A 15,947-nucleotide genomic window follows, 5' to 3' on the forward strand; every position below is an offset into this window, starting at 1 on the left:
CACCACCATGCAATTGATCTGGCTGCGCAGCGACTTGCGCCTGCATGACAACACGGCCCTCTCGGCCGCCGCCGCCCGGGGCCCGAGCGTGGCGGTGTATCTGTTGAGCCCGGAACAATGGCGGGAGCACGACGACGCACCGTGCAAAGTGGATTTCTGGCTGCGCAACCTGAGTGTATTGACCCGCGCGCTGGGCGAATTGAACATTCCTCTGCTGATCCGCAAGGCCTCTCGTTGGGATGACGCGCCAAAGGTCTTGCTCGATCTTTGTCAGCAACTGAATATCGACGCGGTGCATGTCAATGAGGAATACGGCATTCACGAAAGCCGTCGCGACGAGGCGGTGGCCGACCTGCTGAACCGTCACGACATCACGTTCCACAGTTACCTCGATCAGTTGCTGTTCAAACCTGGAGCCGTGCTGACCAAAACCGGCACTTTTTTCCAGGTCTTCAGCCAGTTCCGCAAGGTCTGCTACGACCGCCTGCATCGTTCACTGCCCAGTCTCGTGAACGCGCCAATGACCCAATCGCGCCTGAACATCGACAGCGATCAAATTCCTTCAAGCGTTGAAGACTTCGAAACACCCAGCGAAACCTTGCGCGCTCTCTGGCCCGCCGGCGAAGCCGAAGCCCGACGCCGTCTCGACACCTTCGCCGACGCCCAGATCGACTACTACAAAAGCGAGCGTGACTTCCCGGCCAAACCTGGCACCAGCCAGCTATCGGCCTACCTCGCCGCCGGCATCATTTCCCCGCGCCAGTGCTTGCACGCTGCTCTGCAAAGCAATCAGGGCGAGTTCGAAAGCGGCAAGGTCGGTGCGGTGACTTGGATCAACGAATTGCTGTGGCGCGAGTTCTACAAGCACATTCTGGTGGGCTACCCGCGCGTCTCGCGTCACCGCGCCTTCCGCCCTGAAACCGAAGCGCTGGCCTGGCGCGATGCTCCGGAAGAACTCTTGGCCTGGCAACAAGCGCGTACGGGTATACCGATCATCGATGCGGCGATGCGCCAACTGCTCGAAACCGGTTGGATGCACAACCGCCTGCGCATGGTGGTGGCGATGTTCCTGACCAAGAACCTGCTCATCGACTGGCGCCAAGGCGAACGGTTTTTCATGCGGCACCTGATCGACGGCGATCTCGCGGCGAACAACGGCGGCTGGCAGTGGAGTTCGTCCACCGGCACTGATTCCCAGCCCTACTTCCGGATATTCAATCCGCTCAGCCAATCGGAAAAATTCGACAGCGAAGGCCTGTTCATCAAGCACTGGCTGCCGGAGCTGGCCGGGCTGAATAAAAAGGACGTGCACAACCCGGCGAACCTTGGCGGCTTGTTCGGGGTGGCGGGTTATCCGTCGCCAATCGTCAATCTGAGTACGAGTCGCGCACGCGCGCTGGCCGCGTTCAAGAGTCTGCCATCACGACACAATGCCGGAGGCGGATATGAGTGATTTCCTGCGGTACTTTGCCCGGCAGTTTGCCGATCTGAACAAAGACAATCTTCAGCGCCTGAATGAGCTGTATACCGACGACGTGCACTTTACCGATCCGCTGCACGACCTGCAGGGCATTGGCCATTTACGCAGCTACTTCGGCGAGCTCTACGCCAACGTCAGCGAACTGCGTTTCGATTTTCACGGCTTCGACCAGGTTGCTGAAGGGGAAGGTTACCTGCGCTGGGTCATGAGTTACCGCCATCCGCGCCTGGCCAGCGGCCGGTTGATTCGGGTGGATGGGTGCTCGCACCTGCGCTGGCGCGACAAGGTTTATCGCCACCGGGATTACTTCGATGCCGGGGCCCTGCTTTACGAACATTTACCCGTATTGGGTCGGGCGATTGCCTGGTTGAAAAGGAGAATGGGATGAGCCTTACACCTCCACGACGATATTGGTTGACCGGCGCCAGCAGCGGCATCGGCGCCGCGTTGGCCGAAGAAATACTGAAAACCGGCGCTCACCTTGCCGTCAGTGCGCGCTCACTGGCGCCGCTGAAAATTTTGTCGCAACGTTATCCCGGGCAAGTGCTGGTGGTGGCCGGCGATCTGACCAACAGCCAGACCGTGCGCGAAATCGGTGAGCAGATTGCTGAAGACTGGGGCTCGCTGGACACGGTGATTCTCAATGCCGGCACCTGCGAGTACGTCGACGCGCAGCAGTTCGACTCTTCAATCGTCGAACACGTCGTGCGCACTAATCTGCTGGCCAGCAGTTACTGCATCGAAGCCGCTCTGCCGCTATTACGCAAAGGCACCGCGCCGCATCTGGTGGGTGTCGCCAGTTCGGTGACTTACCTACCGCTGCCGCGGGCTGAAGCCTATGGTGCGTCGAAGGCCGGGCTGCGTTATCTGTTCGAATCGCTACGCATTGACCTGGCACCGGAAGGTATTGAAGTCACCGTGGTCAGCCCGGGATTTGTCGACACGCCACTCACGGCTAAAAACGATTTCCCGATGCCGCTCAGTTGGCCAGTGGGTAAAGCTGCAAGACATATTTTCGCCAAATTGAAGAATCGGCCGTTGGAGATTGCGTTCCCGGCACTGTTCATGGCCGCGCTCTGGCCGCTGTCGAAAATGCCCAACCGCGTGAAACTCGCCATCGGCAAACGCATGGTGCGCAGCAATCCGCCGATCAAGGACGTGCCGTGAACATCGCCATCATCGGTAGCGGGATCTCGGGGCTGACCAGCGCTTACCTGCTGAATCGCAACCACGAGATCACCCTGTTTGAGGCCGGTGACAGGATCGGCGGTCATACCCACACCGTGGACGTGAGTGTCGAGGGTCGGCGCTACGCCGTGGACACTGGTTTTATCGTGTTCAACGACTGGACCTACCCGAACTTCATTCGCCTGCTGGGTCAGATAGGCGTGGGTTTCAAACCGACTGAGATGAGTTTCTCCGTCACCGACCCGGACAGCGGCCTCGAGTACAACGGCAACAACCTCAACAGCCTGTTTGCCCAGCGCCGGAACCTGCTGTCGCCCGGCTTCTGGGGCATGCTGCGAGACATTTTGCGCTTTAACAAACACGCGCAGCTGGACCTGGCCGAGGGCCGAATCGCGGTCGAAACCACGCTGGATGAATACCTGCAGGCCGGTGGTTACGGCGAGCGGTTCATCCTGCATTACATCGTGCCGATGGGCTCGGCGATCTGGTCGATGTCCATGGCGCAGATGCTGAACTTTCCGCTGCAGTTTTTCGTCCGTTTTTTCAAGAACCACGGTTTGCTATCGGTCAACAATCGCCCGCAATGGTGCGTGGTCGAGGGTGGCTCGAGTGCTTACATTACGCCGTTGACCGCGACCTTCAGACAGAAAATCCGCCTTGAGTGCCCGGTGACACGGGTCGAGCGCGATGAGGATGGCGTTGTTATCCACAGCGCCGCGGGCAGCGAGCGCTTCGATAAAGTGGTGTTCGCCTGCCACAGCGATCAGGCCCTGAAGCTGCTGGCCAAGCCAAGCGCCGCCGAGCAATCGATCCTCGGCGCCCTGCCCTACGCTGACAACGAAGTGGTGCTGCACACCGACACGAGCCTGCTGCCTTCACGACCACTCGCCTGGGCGAGCTGGAATTACCGCCTCGGCGGTGCCGGTCATTCGCCGGCTGCGGTCACCTATGACATGAACATTCTGCAAGGCATCCAGAGCGATACGACATTTTGCGTCACCCTCAATCAAAGCGCCGGCATCACCCCGTCCAAGGTGCTCGGTCGGTTCACTTACGCCCATCCGCAATACAGCCTGGCGGCTGTGGCTGCGCAGGAACGCTGGGAAGAATTGAACGGTGCGCAACACACCTTTTATTGCGGCGCCTACTGGGCCAACGGTTTCCATGAAGACGGCGTGGTGAGCGCGCTGCGTGTTGCCCGCTCGTTCGGGGAAGTGCTGTGAACAGCGCCCTTTACAGTGGCTGGATCGCCCATCGGCGGTTTGCCCCACGACGTCATGAATTCCGTTATCGGATCGGTCTGCTGTACCTCGATCTCGACGAACAGGACGCCGTACTCGGGTTATCACCACTGTCGGGATCCCACCGTTTTTCGCCGTTTTCGTTTCGCGAAAGCGATTATCTGAAAACCTTCACCGGCAACGGCATGCGTCTGAGTGATGCTGTGCGCGAGCAGGTTCGCCAGGCGATCGGTCATGCGCCGTCAGGTTCGATCTGCCTGCTGACCCAGCCTCGCAGCTGGGGTCTGGCGTTCAATCCGGTCAGTTTCTTCTACTGCTACGAAGCTGATGGGCAACTGGCGGCGATTCTTGCCGAAGTAACCAACACCCCGTGGCGCGAGCGTTATCACTACGTGCTGCCTGCCAGGACGCCGGAGGATTTGCGCGATTTCCATCAACATTTTGCCGTGGCCAAGGCCTTTCACGTGTCGCCGTTTCTACCGCGTGAACTCGAACACCGAATGAGTTTCAGTCCCGTGGCGAAAAAGCTCGGCGTGCACATGGCTGACTGGCAGGGCGAACTGAAACTGTTCGACGCCACGCTCAACCTCAAACGCGAGGCCCTGAATCGAGCGAGCCTGCACCGTTATCTGCGGCGCTTTCCGTGGATGACCGCGAAAACCTGCCTGGCGATTTATTGGCAAGCCCTGCGCCTGCTGCTCAAACGTGTACCGATCTTCGCTCATCAAGCTGCCGATGGCAGCTTTCAAACCGCCACCGTTCCGCCCAAGGATCGCCGCCATGAAATCCTCTAGTGTCCAGGCTAAAGCCAACCTGCTCAGCACCAACGGCCTGACCGGATCGCTACTGCGCCGCGGTGTGCTGCGGCAACTGGCGCACCTCAAGCACGGGCAACTGGTGATCATCGAAGACGGTGAGCGGCATGTCTTCGGCACTGCTGGCGGCCACCTGCTGGGAGAAATTCACATTCTCGACGTCGCGGCCTGGGGCCTGGTGGCCAGTAACGGTTCGATCGGCGCGGGTGAAGCATTCATCCACGGTTACTGGAGTTCGCCGGATTTGACCGCGGTGGTCCGGGTGTTCGTCAGCAATCTCGAGGTGCTGGATGCGCTGGAGGGTGGCATGGCGAAACTAGGTCGGCCGTTCGTGAAAGGGCTGCATTGGCTAAACCGCAACACGCGCAAGGGCTCGCAGAAAAACATCGCCGCCCACTACGACTTGGGCAATGACCTGTTCGAACAGTTTCTCGACCCGACCATGATGTATTCCGCGGCACAATTTTTAAGTCCTGAAGACAATCTGGAGCAGGCGCAGTTGAACAAACTGGCGCGAATCTGCCAGAAGCTCGACCTGAAACCAAGCGACCACTTGCTGGAAATCGGCACCGGCTGGGGCAGCATGGCACTGTACGCCGCGCAGAATTATGGCTGCAAAGTCACCACCACGACGCTCTCCAAGGAGCAGTACGCCTTTACCGCGCGCCGAATAGAAGCCCTCGGGCTGCAACATCAGGTCACGCTGTTGCTTAAGGATTACCGCGACCTCACCGGTGAGTACGACAAACTGGTGTCGATCGAGATGATCGAAGCCGTTGGCCACCGCTTTCTGCCGACTTACTTCAAGCAGTGTGCGCACCTGCTCAAGGGCAACGGCTTGATGCTGTTGCAGGCCATCACTATCCGTGAACAGCGTTATGAACAGGCCAAGACCAATGTCGATTTCATCCAGCGCTACATCTTCCCCGGTGGCGCCCTGCCCTGTGTGCAGAAAATGCTGGAAATTGTCAGCCGCGACACCGACATGAACCTGCTGCACATGGAGGATTTCGGCCTGCACTACGCGCGAACCCTACGCCACTGGCATGAGAATTTTCGCCGCGCCCACGGTCGTTTGAGCGAATTGGGCTACGACGATTATTTCTTGCGGCTGTGGGAATTTTACCTGTGCTACTGCGAAGGCGGCTTCCTGGAGCGCACCATCGGCACTGCGCAGTTACTGCTGGCCAAACCGGCAGCGATCACCGCACCGCTGCTCGGCCGTTTCGATGCTTGAACGCCTGGTCAATGCCGCGCTGTTCCAACTTGGCTGGCTTGCCTGCGTGATCGGCGGCAACAGTCTGTGGTTGTTGGTGGCGCTGAGCGCCTTGGCGATTCATCTGCTGTGGATAAGTCGTTGGGCGGACGAAGGCCGACTGATCCTCAGCGTTGTACTGCTGGGCACGACCGTCGACAGTTCACTGCGCTGGCTGGGGGTGTTCGAGTTCAACGATGTCGCGCCGCTGATTCCCCTGTGGTTGATGCTGTTGTGGGCGCTGCTGGCAACGACGTTGCGACATTGCCTGCAGTGGACCGCAAATCCCTGGTGGCTCGGTAGCTTGCTGGGCGCCGTGGGTGGCCCCTTGTCGTATTACGCTGGAGGGCAACTGGCCGGAGTGCAATTTCCCTACGGTCAATTGCCGACGCTGATTGGCCTCGGATTACTTTGGGCACTGCTGTTTCCCACACTACATTTCATGGCCCAGCGGCTCGCGGCGTCAGACGCTCACCACTGAGCGTCCGTCAGGCCTTTCACACAGCGCCGACCGACTGACTTACACTGCGCGCCATGAAGACCATTCCCCTCACACAAATCGCCGAGCCGGCGGTCACCTGCTCGACCTGCGCAGCCTGCTGCTGCCAGCTCGAAGTCATGCTGATCACCGACACGGGCGTGCCCGAACGGTTTATCGATACCGACGATTGGGGTGGGGAAGTCATGCTGCGTCTGGACGACGGCTGGTGCGCCGCGCTGGATCGCAACAGCATGATGTGCACGATCTACGAGAAACGCCCGCTGATCTGCCGGGAGTTCGAGATGGGTGCACCGGAGTGCATCGATGAACGCCAGGGGATTACCACGGCTTATCGATGATCTAGAAGTCATCCAAATACAAATGTGGGAGCGGGCTTGCTCGCGAAAGCGGACTGTCATTCAACATCAGAGTTGAACGGTAAACCGCTTTCGCGAGCAAGCCCGCTCCCACATTACTGACCGCGTACCGTATTACAACGGCATCGTGTAGTGCAGCGCGTAGCTCTCTACACCATTGTTCGGGCTGGCGAGCCCGGCATTGGAATAGTGCGTCGCCCGAATCCCGACTTCATGCCCCCCCGTAAAGCGCAGGCCAAATCCGAAACGGTCTTCGAACTGAAAGGCACTGCCCAGTTTGTTGTCTTCAAGTTCGGTATTGGAAAACAACGCCACACCAACGCCCAGTTCTACGTAGGGTTTGACGTTCTGACCGGCAAACTCATAAACAAACACCGGCGAGAACGAAAGGCTGTTGTTGCTGGAAGTCTTGTCGCCTTCCCAATAGGTGTAGGCGCCACTCCAGTAACCGGTCAGGCGACCGACGTCACTTTGCAACCAGCTCTTGTCCCAATCGAATTGCATGCCCAGTCGATAGGTCATGGTTGAGTCGCTGGTCTGGCCGACCCCGAACTCCACGCCTGCTGCCTGTGCAGTCAAATTGTGCCCCAGCAGTGCGGCCGCAATCGCGGCCAAGCAGAATAGTCGCTTCACTAGAAAAACATCCTTTTCCGAACAATTTTCGTTAGTTTTTTTGTTGCTCAGCAGAACTGGAATTATAGAAGTCGACGCTTAATCAGAAGTTCACCGCCAATTACCGTTTTCCCCAAAAAATTTTATTTACCTAGTGAAGCTTCGCACAACACCCGAGGTATTCCACAGTATTGGCAAGATATTTGTGAAATGCTCCGGATCGGCACTTGTCCAGAATTGCGCTGCGCGAGCAGGCCCGTCAGCCAGCAATTCACGCTCGGCCAAAAGACGTTGCAGCTGCCGCGCCACCGCGGCCCCGGTATCGATCAGGCTGATGTCCTCAGGGATCATCTGCTTAAGCAACGGCTTTAGGAAGGGATAATGCGTGCAGCCGAGAATTATCGTGTCGCAGCCGGCGGCGAGCAGCGGCCCGACATACCTGGCAAGCAACTCACGCAGGGCGTGACTGTGCAGATCGCCGTTTTCAATCAGCTCGACGAGGCCCGGACACGGCTGAGTGATCACCTTCACATCGATGGCGAAGCGGTCGAGTAGCGCGGCGAATTTGGCACTCTGCAAGGTGCCGGTAGTGGCGAGCACACCGACCACACCGCTGCGGGTCGCGGCGGCAGCCGGCTTGACCGCTGGCTCCATGCCAACGATGGGCCACTCGGGATAATCGCGTCGCAAATCCGCAACGCCGGCGACCGTTGCGGTGTTGCAGGCGAGCACCAGGGCTTTGGCGCCCTGCTGCTGAAAAAACTCGGCCATCACGCTGCAACGATGGCGGATGAATTCAGGAGTTTTTTCGCCGTAGGGAATATTTCCGCAATCGGCGACGTACAGCAGCGTTTCATTGGGCAGCAAACGCTGGATCTCGGCCAGCACCGACAGCCCACCGACACCGGAGTCGAACACGCCGATCGGCGCTTCACGCATGTTTTGGCCCACAGACGCTGCAGCCCGGATCACGCTTGACCCGCAACTCTCGGAAACGCGAGCCCAAGGCATCGATCAACAACAGGCGCCCCACCAGCGGTTGGCCGAAACCCACCAGCAGTTTCATCGCCTCCAGCGCCTGAAGGCTGCCAACCAGTCCCACCAGTGGCCCGACAACACCCGCTTCACTGCACGTCAATTCGGCTTCGCTGCCGTGCCCATATAAACAGTGGTAGCACGGACTTTCCGGACGTCGCGGGTCGAACACCGACAATTGCCCTTCGAGGCGAATCGCCGCGCCGCTGACCAACGGCTTGCCCGCCGCCACGCACGCGGCGTTGACCGCTTCGCGGGTAGAGAAATTGTCGGAGCAGTCCAGCACCAGATCCACGGCAGCGACTGCTGCCGCCAAAGAGTCTTCGTCCAGCGCCATGCGATGGGCGACTAAGCTGATCTCAGGGTTGATCGCACTCAGGCGACGGATCGCCGAATCGACCTTGCTCACGCCAACGCTGTCGGTGTCGTGAACGATCTGGCGTTGCAGGTTGGTCAGGTCGACGGTGTCGAAGTCCGCCAGATGCAGTTCACCCACGCCCGCCGCGGCGAGGTAAAGCGCAACCGGCGAACCGAGCCCGCCGAGACCGACGATCAACACGCGGCTTTCTTTCAGTCGCAACTGCCCGTCGATGTCGACGTGCTGCAACAGAATCTGCCGACTGTAGCGCAACAATTCCTGATCATTCAGCACGGCGGCGTCCCAGGCTGATCCGTTGATGGCCGCCCAGATCGGTGCGGCTGTGCACATCTTCAAAGCCATGGCTCAGCAACAAATCGCGCACCGCCTCGGCCTGATCGTAACCGTGTTCGAGCATCAACCAGCCGCCCGCTTCCAGATAATCCGGGGCCTGGGCGACGATCAGACGCAAGTCGTCGAGCCCGTCGATACCGGCCACCAGCGCACTGGCCGGCTCGAAACGCACATCGCCTTCCACAAGATGCGGATCGGTTGAAGCGATGTAAGGCGGATTGCTGATGATCAACTGAAAACGCTGACCTTGCAGCGCGCTGAACCAGTGGCTGCTCAGCACGGTGGCATTGTTGAGGTGCAGGCGCTGACGATTGCGCTCGGCCAGGGCCACGGCTTCGAGCACGCGATCCACGGCAGTGACTGTCCACGCCGGACGTTCACTGGCCAGGGCCAGGGCGATGGCGCCGCTGCCGGTGCCGAGATCGAGGACCTTGGCGGGTGTGGCTGGCAGGAGTTCAAGCGCTGCTTCCACCAACAGCTCGGTGTCCGGGCGTGGGATCAGCGTGTGCGGCGCGACTTCCAGATCGAGTTTCCAGAAACCTTGCTGGCCGAGAATGTACGCCACCGGCTCACCGCCACGACGGCGTTGCAGGTATTCGGCAAATTTCAGCGCGGCGTCGCTCGGTACGATGCGCTCCGGCCAGGTGTGCAGAAAACTGCGGGACTTGCCCAACGCGGCGGCCAGCAGCAATTCGGCGTCCAGACGCGCCGTCGGCGAGTCGGGCAAATCGGCGGCGCGCAACAGACTGGCAATGATCGTCATTCGATGGCCGCCAATTGGTCAGCTTGATATTCGGCCAGCAACGGTTCGATCACTGCATCGACACCGCCCGCGAGGATTTCATCGAGCGAATAGAGCGTCAGGTTGACCCGGTGATCGGTGACCCGGCCCTGGGCGAAGTTATAGGTGCGGATCCGCTCCGAGCGATCCCCCGAACCCACCAGCAATTTACGCTCGCTGGCGATGGCATTCGCGGCGGCGCTGGTCTGCTGGTCGTTGAGCTTGGCCGACAGCCAGGACATCGCCCGGGCACGGTTCTTGTGCTGGGAACGTTCTTCCTGACATTCAACAACGATTCCGGACGGCAAGTGCGTAATGCGGATCGCCGAATCCGTTTTGTTGACGTGCTGACCACCGGCACCGGAAGAACGATACGTATCGACCCGCAAATCCGCCGGGTTGATCTCGATCGCCTCCTGCTCGTCCGGTTCTGGCAACACTGCCACGGTGCAAGCCGAGGTGTGGATGCGGCCCTGGGATTCAGTGGCCGGAACCCGTTGCACGCGGTGCGCGCCGGATTCGAATTTCAGCTTGCCATAGACGTTGTCGCCTTCAACCCGCGCGATGACTTCTTTATAGCCACCGTGTTCGCCGATGTTCTCCGAGAGGATCTCCACCCGCCAGCCACGCCGCTCGGCGTAACGCGAATACATGCGGAACAGGTCGCCGGAAAAAATCGCCGCCTCGTCACCGCCGGTGCCTGCACGGATCTCGAGAAACACGTTGCGCCCGTCGTTCGGGTCCTTGGGCAGCAAAAGCCGTTGCAGACTGGCTTCGATCTCGATCAGTTGCTCCTTGGCTTCACGAACCTCTTCCACGGCCATTTCGCGCATGTCCGGGTCGCTGTCCTTGAGCAGGGCCTGAGCGCCTTCGAGGTCGCTTTGCACCTTGAGCAATTGCTTATAGGTGTCGACAATCGGCTCGACTTCCGCGTACTCCTTGGAATAGGCGCGGAATTTGGTCTGATCGGAAATGACTTCGCCATCGCCAAGCAAGGCGGTCAATTCCTCGAAACGGTCCTGGAGGATGTCCAGCTTATTGAGCAGTGACGCTTTCATTGCGGTTTTTTATCCGAAAAGCTATCCGATGAGCCCTCACCGAGGGCAAAGAGTTCCTGGGCCATGGCCAGTGCGTCGAGGCGACCTTCGGCAGAGAGCTTTTTCAACTGCACGCTCGGGGCGTGCAAGAGTTTGTTGGTCAAGCCACGTGCCAATTGCACCAGCACTTCTTCGGCGCTGCTGCCGTTGGCGAGCATTCGCTGGGCCTTCTGCAATTCCTCGTCACGCAGGCGCTCGCTTTGCTGACGATAGGCCTTGAGCACATCCACCGCCGCCAGTTCGCGAAGGCGGATCATGAAATCTTCGGCGCCCACCGCAACCATCTCTTCCGCCGCTTGGGCAGCGCCCTGACGGCTCTTGAGGTTTTCGGCGACCACTTCGTGAAGATCGTCGACGCTATAGAGGTAAACGTCGTCCAACTCGCCGACTTCCGGCTCGATATCGCGCGGTACGGCGATGTCCACCATGAAGATCGGTTTGTGCTTGCGCAGTTTCAAGGCACTTTCAACCGCGCCTTTACCGAGGATCGGCAACTGGCTGGCGGTGGAACTGATGACGATGTCGCTGCGCACCAGTTCGGCCGGGATGTCCGATAGCAACACCGCATGGGCGCCAAACTGCTCGGCCAGAATGCTCGCGCGTTCCAGGGTGCGGTTGGCGACGACGATGCGTTTGACGCCGAGTTCGTGCAGATGACGGGCGACCAGGGTGATGGTCTCGCCGGCCCCGATCAGCAAGGCCTGGCTGCGTTGCAGGTCGCTGAAAATCTGCTTCGCCAGGCTGACCGCGGCAAACGCCACGGACACCGGGTTCTCGCCAATGGCGGTGTCGGTGCGCACTTGCTTGGCGGCGTTGAACGTCGCCTGAAACAGGCGCCCGAGCAGCGGACCGATGGTGCCTGCCTCGCGAGCAACCGCGTAAGCCGATTTCATCTGGCCGAGAATCTGCGGTTCGCCCAACACCAGCGAATCGAGCCCGGAGGCAACCCGCATCATGTGACGAACTGCCGCATCATCTTCGTGCACATAAGCGCTCGCGCGCAGCTCGTCGAGGCTCAAATGGTGATAATCGGCCAGCCAGCGCAACACGATGTCAGCCGAAAGGTGATCCTGTTCTATATAGAGTTCACTGCGATTGCAGGTGGAGAGGATCGCAGCTTCGCGGCTGTCGGTGAGTCGGCAGAGCTGCTGCAAGGCCTCCACCAGCTGCTCAGGGGTAAAGGCCACGCGCTCGCGAACGTCTACTGAAGCAGTCTTGTGGTTAATACCGAGTGCAAGGAAGGCCATTCAAGGTCGCTGATGGTGACGTGAAGCCGGCAATTGTCCTACTTCGACAGAGCCAGAACAACTACCGCTGACTATTGTCCTGGTAGCTTGCGTTTCTAAAGGCTTTTTGTAGGAGCGAGCTTGCTCGCGAAAAAAGTGAGGTTAATGCGTTTATTCAGGCAGCTCTCGTTATCGTTAACGACCATCGCGAGCAAGCTCGCTCCTACATTATGTTTGGCCGAAGGCTTGTGTCATGATGATCCGACCGCAGGTTAGTCGTCCTCTTCCTATATGAATAGATCTTCAGCGTTGCTCCTCGCTTTTGTCTTCCTCGGCGGCTGCCAGGCCTTGGCACCCGTTTCGTCGGACGGTACGCCGCCGGTCGAAGACAGCACTCCGGCCCCTGAAAAGCCCAAGGTCTACAGCTCATTCAGCGAAGAAACGGTCTTCAGCCTGTTGAGCGCCGAACTGGCTGGCCAGCGCAATCGTTTCGACATTGCGCTGGACAACTACGTGACCCAGGCCATCAATACCCAGGATCCGGGCATTTCCGAGCGGGCGTTTCGCATCGCCGAGTACCTGGGCGCCGACCAGGCTGCCCTGGATACCGCACTGATCTGGGCGAAAAACGCCCCAGACGACCTCGAGGCGCAACGGGCCGCCGCCGTGCAGCTGGCTCGCGCCGGGCGCTATGACGACTCCATGGTTTATATGGAGAAAGTCCTGCAAGGCAAGGGCGACACACATTTCGACTTCCTTGCCCTGTCCGCGGCCGATACCGATCAGGAAACCCGCAACGGCCTGATGAAAAGTTTCGACCGTTTGTTGCAGCGCCATCCGAACAACAGCCAGCTGATTTTCGGCAAGGCCTTGTTGACGCAACAAGACGGCGACAGCAAGGGCGCACTGGCCTTGCTGGAAGACAACCCGCCGGATGACGGCGAAATCGCGCCGATTCTGCTGCGTGCACGCCTGCTACAAACCCTAAGTCGCGGCGATGAAGCCTTGCCGCTGCTGCAAAAAAGCATCAAGAAGTACCCGGAAGACAAACGCCTGCGCCTGACTTACGCACGCATGCTGGTGGAACAGGACCGCATGGACGACGCCAAAGCCGAGTTCTCGGGCCTGGTACAGCAATACCCGGAAGACGACGAACTGCGATATTCCCTGGCACTGGTGTGCCTGGAAGCCAAGGCCTGGGACGAGGCCAAGGGTTACCTCGAAGACCTGATCGCCCGGGAAAGCCATGTCGATTCAGCCCATCTGAACCTCGGTCGCATCGCTGAAGAGCGCAACGATCCCCAGGGCGCATTGATCGAATACGCCCAGGTCGGCCCGGGTAACGACTTCCTGCCAGCACAATTGCGTCAGGCCGATATCCTGATGAACAACGGCAAGACCGCCGAAGCGCAAAGCCGTCTGGCAGCCGAGCGCGATGAGCAGCCCGATTACGCGATTCAGCTATATCTGATCGAAGCTGAAACGCTGTCCGCCAATAAACAGGGGGACAAGGCCTGGAATGTTTTGCACAAGGCCTTGCAGCAATACCCGGACGATCTGAATCTGTTGTACACCCGGGCCATGCAGGCGGAAAAACGCAATGACCTGGCGCAGATGGAAAAAGACCTGCGCCTGATCATAAAGCGCGATCCGGACAACGCGATGGCGCTGAACGCCCTTGGTTACACCCTGTCCGACCGCACGACGCGTTACGCTGAAGCCAAGACCCTGATCGAACAGGCGCACCAGATCACCCCGGAAGATCCGGCGGTACTCGACAGCCTCGGCTGGGTGAATTTTCGCCTGGGCAATCTCGATGAAGCCGAGCGATATCTGCGCCAGGCACTGGATCGCTTTCCCGATCAGGAAGTCGCGGCTCACCTGGGTGAAGTCCTGTGGGCCAATGGCAAGCAACGGGAAGCCAAGCAAATCTGGGGCAAGTTCCTCAAGGAACAACCCGACAGCCCAATCCTGCGCGGCACCATCAAGCGCCTGACCGGATCAGAGACTCTTTAAGATTATGTTTTTGCGCCACTTCATCGTTTTCAGTTTTATTGCCCTGCTCGCCGGTTGCGCGGGCTTCGGTGCCCGCGAATCGGTTCAGGGTCAAGGCGATCCCGCCCAGTGGCGTGAGCACAAACAGCAACTGACCGTTCTTGACGGTTGGCAGATCAACGGCAAGATCGGCATTCGCGCTCCGAAAGATTCTGGCAGCGGCACGTTATTCTGGCTGCAGCGACAGGATTATTACGACATTCGCCTCTCCGGCCCACTGGGTCGCGGCGCAGCACGCTTGACCGGTCGCCCGGGCAAGGTCTCGCTGGAGGTCGCGAACCAGGGGCGCTACGAAGCGCCGACGCCGGAAGTGCTGCTTGAAGAGCAACTCGGCTGGAAACTGCCTGTGTCGCACCTGGCCTGGTGGGTCCGCGGGCTCCCCGCGCCGGACAGCAAAAGTCGCCTGACACTCGATGCCGACAGCCGCCTGGCCAATCTGGATCAGGATGGCTGGCAAGTCGAATACCTGAGTTATGCCGAGCAAAACGGCTTTTGGCTGCCCGAGCGGATCAAACTGCATGGCGCCGACCTTGATGTCACCCTGGTGATCAAGGAATGGCAACCTCGCAAACTGGGGCAATGAACATGACGGCCCCACGCTTGACGCTGCCCTCCCCGGCCAAACTCAACTTGATGCTGCACATCCTCGGTCGCCGTGAAGACGGTTATCACGAACTGCAGACGATTTTTCAGTTTCTCGACTACGGCGATGAAATCACCTTCGCCGTGCGCGACGACGGTGTGATTCAACTGCACACCGAATTCGACGGCGTTCCCCACGACAGCAATCTGATTGTTCGAGCTGCGAAAAAACTTCAGGAGCAATCCGGTTGTACGCTCGGGATCGATATCTGGATCGAAAAAATCCTGCCCATGGGCGGTGGAATCGGTGGCGGCAGTTCAAATGCCGCAACGACTTTGCTCGGCCTCAATCATCTCTGGCAACTGGGCTGGAATGAGGATCGACTGGCCGCACTGGGCCTGACGCTGGGCGCCGACGTACCGGTTTTCGTGCGTGGCCACGCGGCTTTCGCCGAGGGCGTGGGGGAGAAACTCACCCCTGTAGACCCCGAAGAACCGTGGTATCTCGTGCTTGTTCCGCAAGTATCTGTAAGTACAGCAGAAATTTTTTCAGATCCGCTGTTGACACGTAACTCTCCTCCCATTAAAGTGCGCCCCGTTCCCAAGGGAAACAGTCGAAATGACTGCTTGCCGGTGGTAGCAAGGCGTTATCCAGATGTACGTAACGCATTGAATTTGTTAGGTAAATTTACCGAAGCAAAACTCACCGGAACTGGAAGTTGTGTGTTTGGGGGCTTCCCAAGCAAAGCTGAAGCTGATAAAGTCTCGGCCCTTCTTACAGAGACCCTTACAGGGTTTGTAGCAAAAGGAAGCAACATTTCGATGTTGCATCGCAAGCTGCAAAGTCTGCTCTAAAGGAACCGAGTACTGGGTACTCGATGCAACAGATACAGGGGCGTCGCCAAGCGGTAAGGCAGCAGGTTTTGATCCTGCCATGCGTTGGTTCGAATCCAGCCGCCCCTGCCATTTTCCTATACTCATCCAGGTTACCCTCAGCCTTCAGGTACTGC

At 59.1% G+C, this 15,947-nt stretch carries 17 protein-coding genes and 1 tRNA gene; 12 read left to right on the plus strand and 6 right to left on the minus strand.

Annotated features, from left to right (window positions below; genetic code table 11):
- Window positions 1–7 precede the first annotated feature (7 nt).
- From phrB to ACYZT9_RS22355, 8 genes are read left to right on the plus strand one after another with little or no spacing between them, the layout of a single operon-like run.
- Window positions 8–1,453, plus strand: coding sequence for a deoxyribodipyrimidine photo-lyase (gene phrB / locus ACYZT9_RS22320; protein WP_462007453.1), 1,446 nt, complete (start codon window positions 8–10; stop codon window positions 1,451–1,453).
- Window positions 1,446–1,868 (plus strand): nuclear transport factor 2 family protein, encoded by a 423-nt coding sequence (locus ACYZT9_RS22325; RefSeq protein WP_462007454.1) that lies wholly within the window; start codon window positions 1,446–1,448, stop codon window positions 1,866–1,868. Before phrB ends, ACYZT9_RS22325 begins: the two co-directional genes overlap by 8 nt.
- The gene (locus ACYZT9_RS22330) at window positions 1,865–2,647 is read left to right on the plus strand and encodes an SDR family NAD(P)-dependent oxidoreductase (protein WP_462007455.1); all 783 of its coding nucleotides are present in this window, start codon (window positions 1,865–1,867) and stop codon (window positions 2,645–2,647) included. Before ACYZT9_RS22325 ends, ACYZT9_RS22330 begins: the two co-directional genes overlap by 4 nt.
- Window positions 2,644–3,891, plus strand: coding sequence for an NAD(P)/FAD-dependent oxidoreductase (locus ACYZT9_RS22335; RefSeq protein ID WP_462007456.1), 1,248 nt, complete (start codon window positions 2,644–2,646; stop codon window positions 3,889–3,891). The genes ACYZT9_RS22330 and ACYZT9_RS22335 overlap by 4 nt, the downstream gene beginning before the upstream one ends.
- The gene (locus tag ACYZT9_RS22340) at window positions 3,888–4,703 is read left to right on the plus strand and encodes a DUF1365 domain-containing protein (RefSeq protein ID WP_462007457.1); all 816 of its coding nucleotides are present in this window, start codon (window positions 3,888–3,890) and stop codon (window positions 4,701–4,703) included. Before ACYZT9_RS22335 ends, ACYZT9_RS22340 begins: the two co-directional genes overlap by 4 nt.
- Window positions 4,690–5,961, plus strand: coding sequence for a class I SAM-dependent methyltransferase (locus tag ACYZT9_RS22345; RefSeq protein WP_462007458.1), 1,272 nt, complete (start codon window positions 4,690–4,692; stop codon window positions 5,959–5,961). The genes ACYZT9_RS22340 and ACYZT9_RS22345 overlap by 14 nt, the downstream gene beginning before the upstream one ends.
- On the plus strand, window positions 5,954–6,460 hold the full coding sequence (locus tag ACYZT9_RS22350) for a DUF2878 domain-containing protein (protein ID WP_462007459.1): 507 nt from the start codon (window positions 5,954–5,956) through the stop codon (window positions 6,458–6,460). The genes ACYZT9_RS22345 and ACYZT9_RS22350 overlap by 8 nt, the downstream gene beginning before the upstream one ends.
- 53 nt (window positions 6,461–6,513) lie before the next feature.
- Entirely contained in the window at window positions 6,514–6,819 is a 306-nt protein-coding gene (locus ACYZT9_RS22355) for a YkgJ family cysteine cluster protein (protein ID WP_462007460.1), read from the plus strand.
- Between the two features lie 132 nt (window positions 6,820–6,951).
- Here the strand turns inward: ACYZT9_RS22355 and ACYZT9_RS22360 are convergent, their stop codons facing one another.
- From ACYZT9_RS22360 to hemA, 6 genes are all read right to left on the minus strand, one after another.
- Entirely contained in the window at window positions 6,952–7,470 is a 519-nt protein-coding gene (locus tag ACYZT9_RS22360; protein WP_462007461.1) for an acyloxyacyl hydrolase, read from the minus strand.
- A gap of 126 nt (window positions 7,471–7,596) precedes the next feature.
- A complete protein-coding gene (murI, locus tag ACYZT9_RS22365) occupies window positions 7,597–8,388 on the minus strand; it encodes a glutamate racemase (protein ID WP_462007462.1) in 792 nt (263 codons plus the stop codon).
- Entirely contained in the window at window positions 8,381–9,136 is a 756-nt protein-coding gene (locus ACYZT9_RS22370; RefSeq protein WP_462007463.1) for a molybdopterin-synthase adenylyltransferase MoeB, read from the minus strand. The genes murI and ACYZT9_RS22370 overlap by 8 nt, the downstream gene beginning before the upstream one ends.
- A complete protein-coding gene (prmC, locus tag ACYZT9_RS22375) occupies window positions 9,126–9,959 on the minus strand; it encodes a peptide chain release factor N(5)-glutamine methyltransferase (protein ID WP_462007464.1) in 834 nt (277 codons plus the stop codon). The genes ACYZT9_RS22370 and prmC overlap by 11 nt, the downstream gene beginning before the upstream one ends.
- Window positions 9,956–11,035, minus strand: coding sequence for a peptide chain release factor 1 (gene prfA / locus ACYZT9_RS22380; protein WP_461953257.1), 1,080 nt, complete (start codon window positions 11,033–11,035; stop codon window positions 9,956–9,958). The genes prmC and prfA overlap by 4 nt, the downstream gene beginning before the upstream one ends.
- A complete protein-coding gene (gene hemA / locus ACYZT9_RS22385) occupies window positions 11,032–12,321 on the minus strand; it encodes a glutamyl-tRNA reductase (RefSeq protein ID WP_462007465.1) in 1,290 nt (429 codons plus the stop codon). Before hemA ends, prfA begins: the two co-directional genes overlap by 4 nt.
- Window positions 12,322–12,591: 270 nt before the next feature.
- Here hemA and ACYZT9_RS22390 point away from each other — a divergent pair, with 270 nt between their 5' ends.
- From ACYZT9_RS22390 to ACYZT9_RS22405, 4 genes are all read left to right on the plus strand, one after another.
- Window positions 12,592–14,316 carry a tetratricopeptide repeat protein gene (locus tag ACYZT9_RS22390; protein ID WP_462007466.1) on the plus strand — a complete coding sequence of 575 codons (1,725 nt, stop codon included), beginning with the start codon at window positions 12,592–12,594 and terminating at the stop codon, window positions 14,314–14,316.
- 4 nt (window positions 14,317–14,320) lie between these two features.
- Window positions 14,321–14,938, plus strand: coding sequence for a lipoprotein insertase outer membrane protein LolB (gene lolB, locus ACYZT9_RS22395; protein ID WP_462007467.1), 618 nt, complete (start codon window positions 14,321–14,323; stop codon window positions 14,936–14,938).
- 2 nt (window positions 14,939–14,940) lie between these two features.
- On the plus strand, window positions 14,941–15,792 hold the full coding sequence (gene ispE, locus ACYZT9_RS22400; protein ID WP_462010272.1) for a 4-(cytidine 5'-diphospho)-2-C-methyl-D-erythritol kinase: 852 nt from the start codon (window positions 14,941–14,943) through the stop codon (window positions 15,790–15,792).
- Between the two features lie 36 nt (window positions 15,793–15,828).
- Window positions 15,829–15,903 (plus strand) — tRNA-Gln (locus ACYZT9_RS22405).
- Window positions 15,904–15,947: the final 44 nt, after the last annotated feature.

The organism is Pseudomonas sp. ZT5P21 (genome assembly GCF_054897785.1).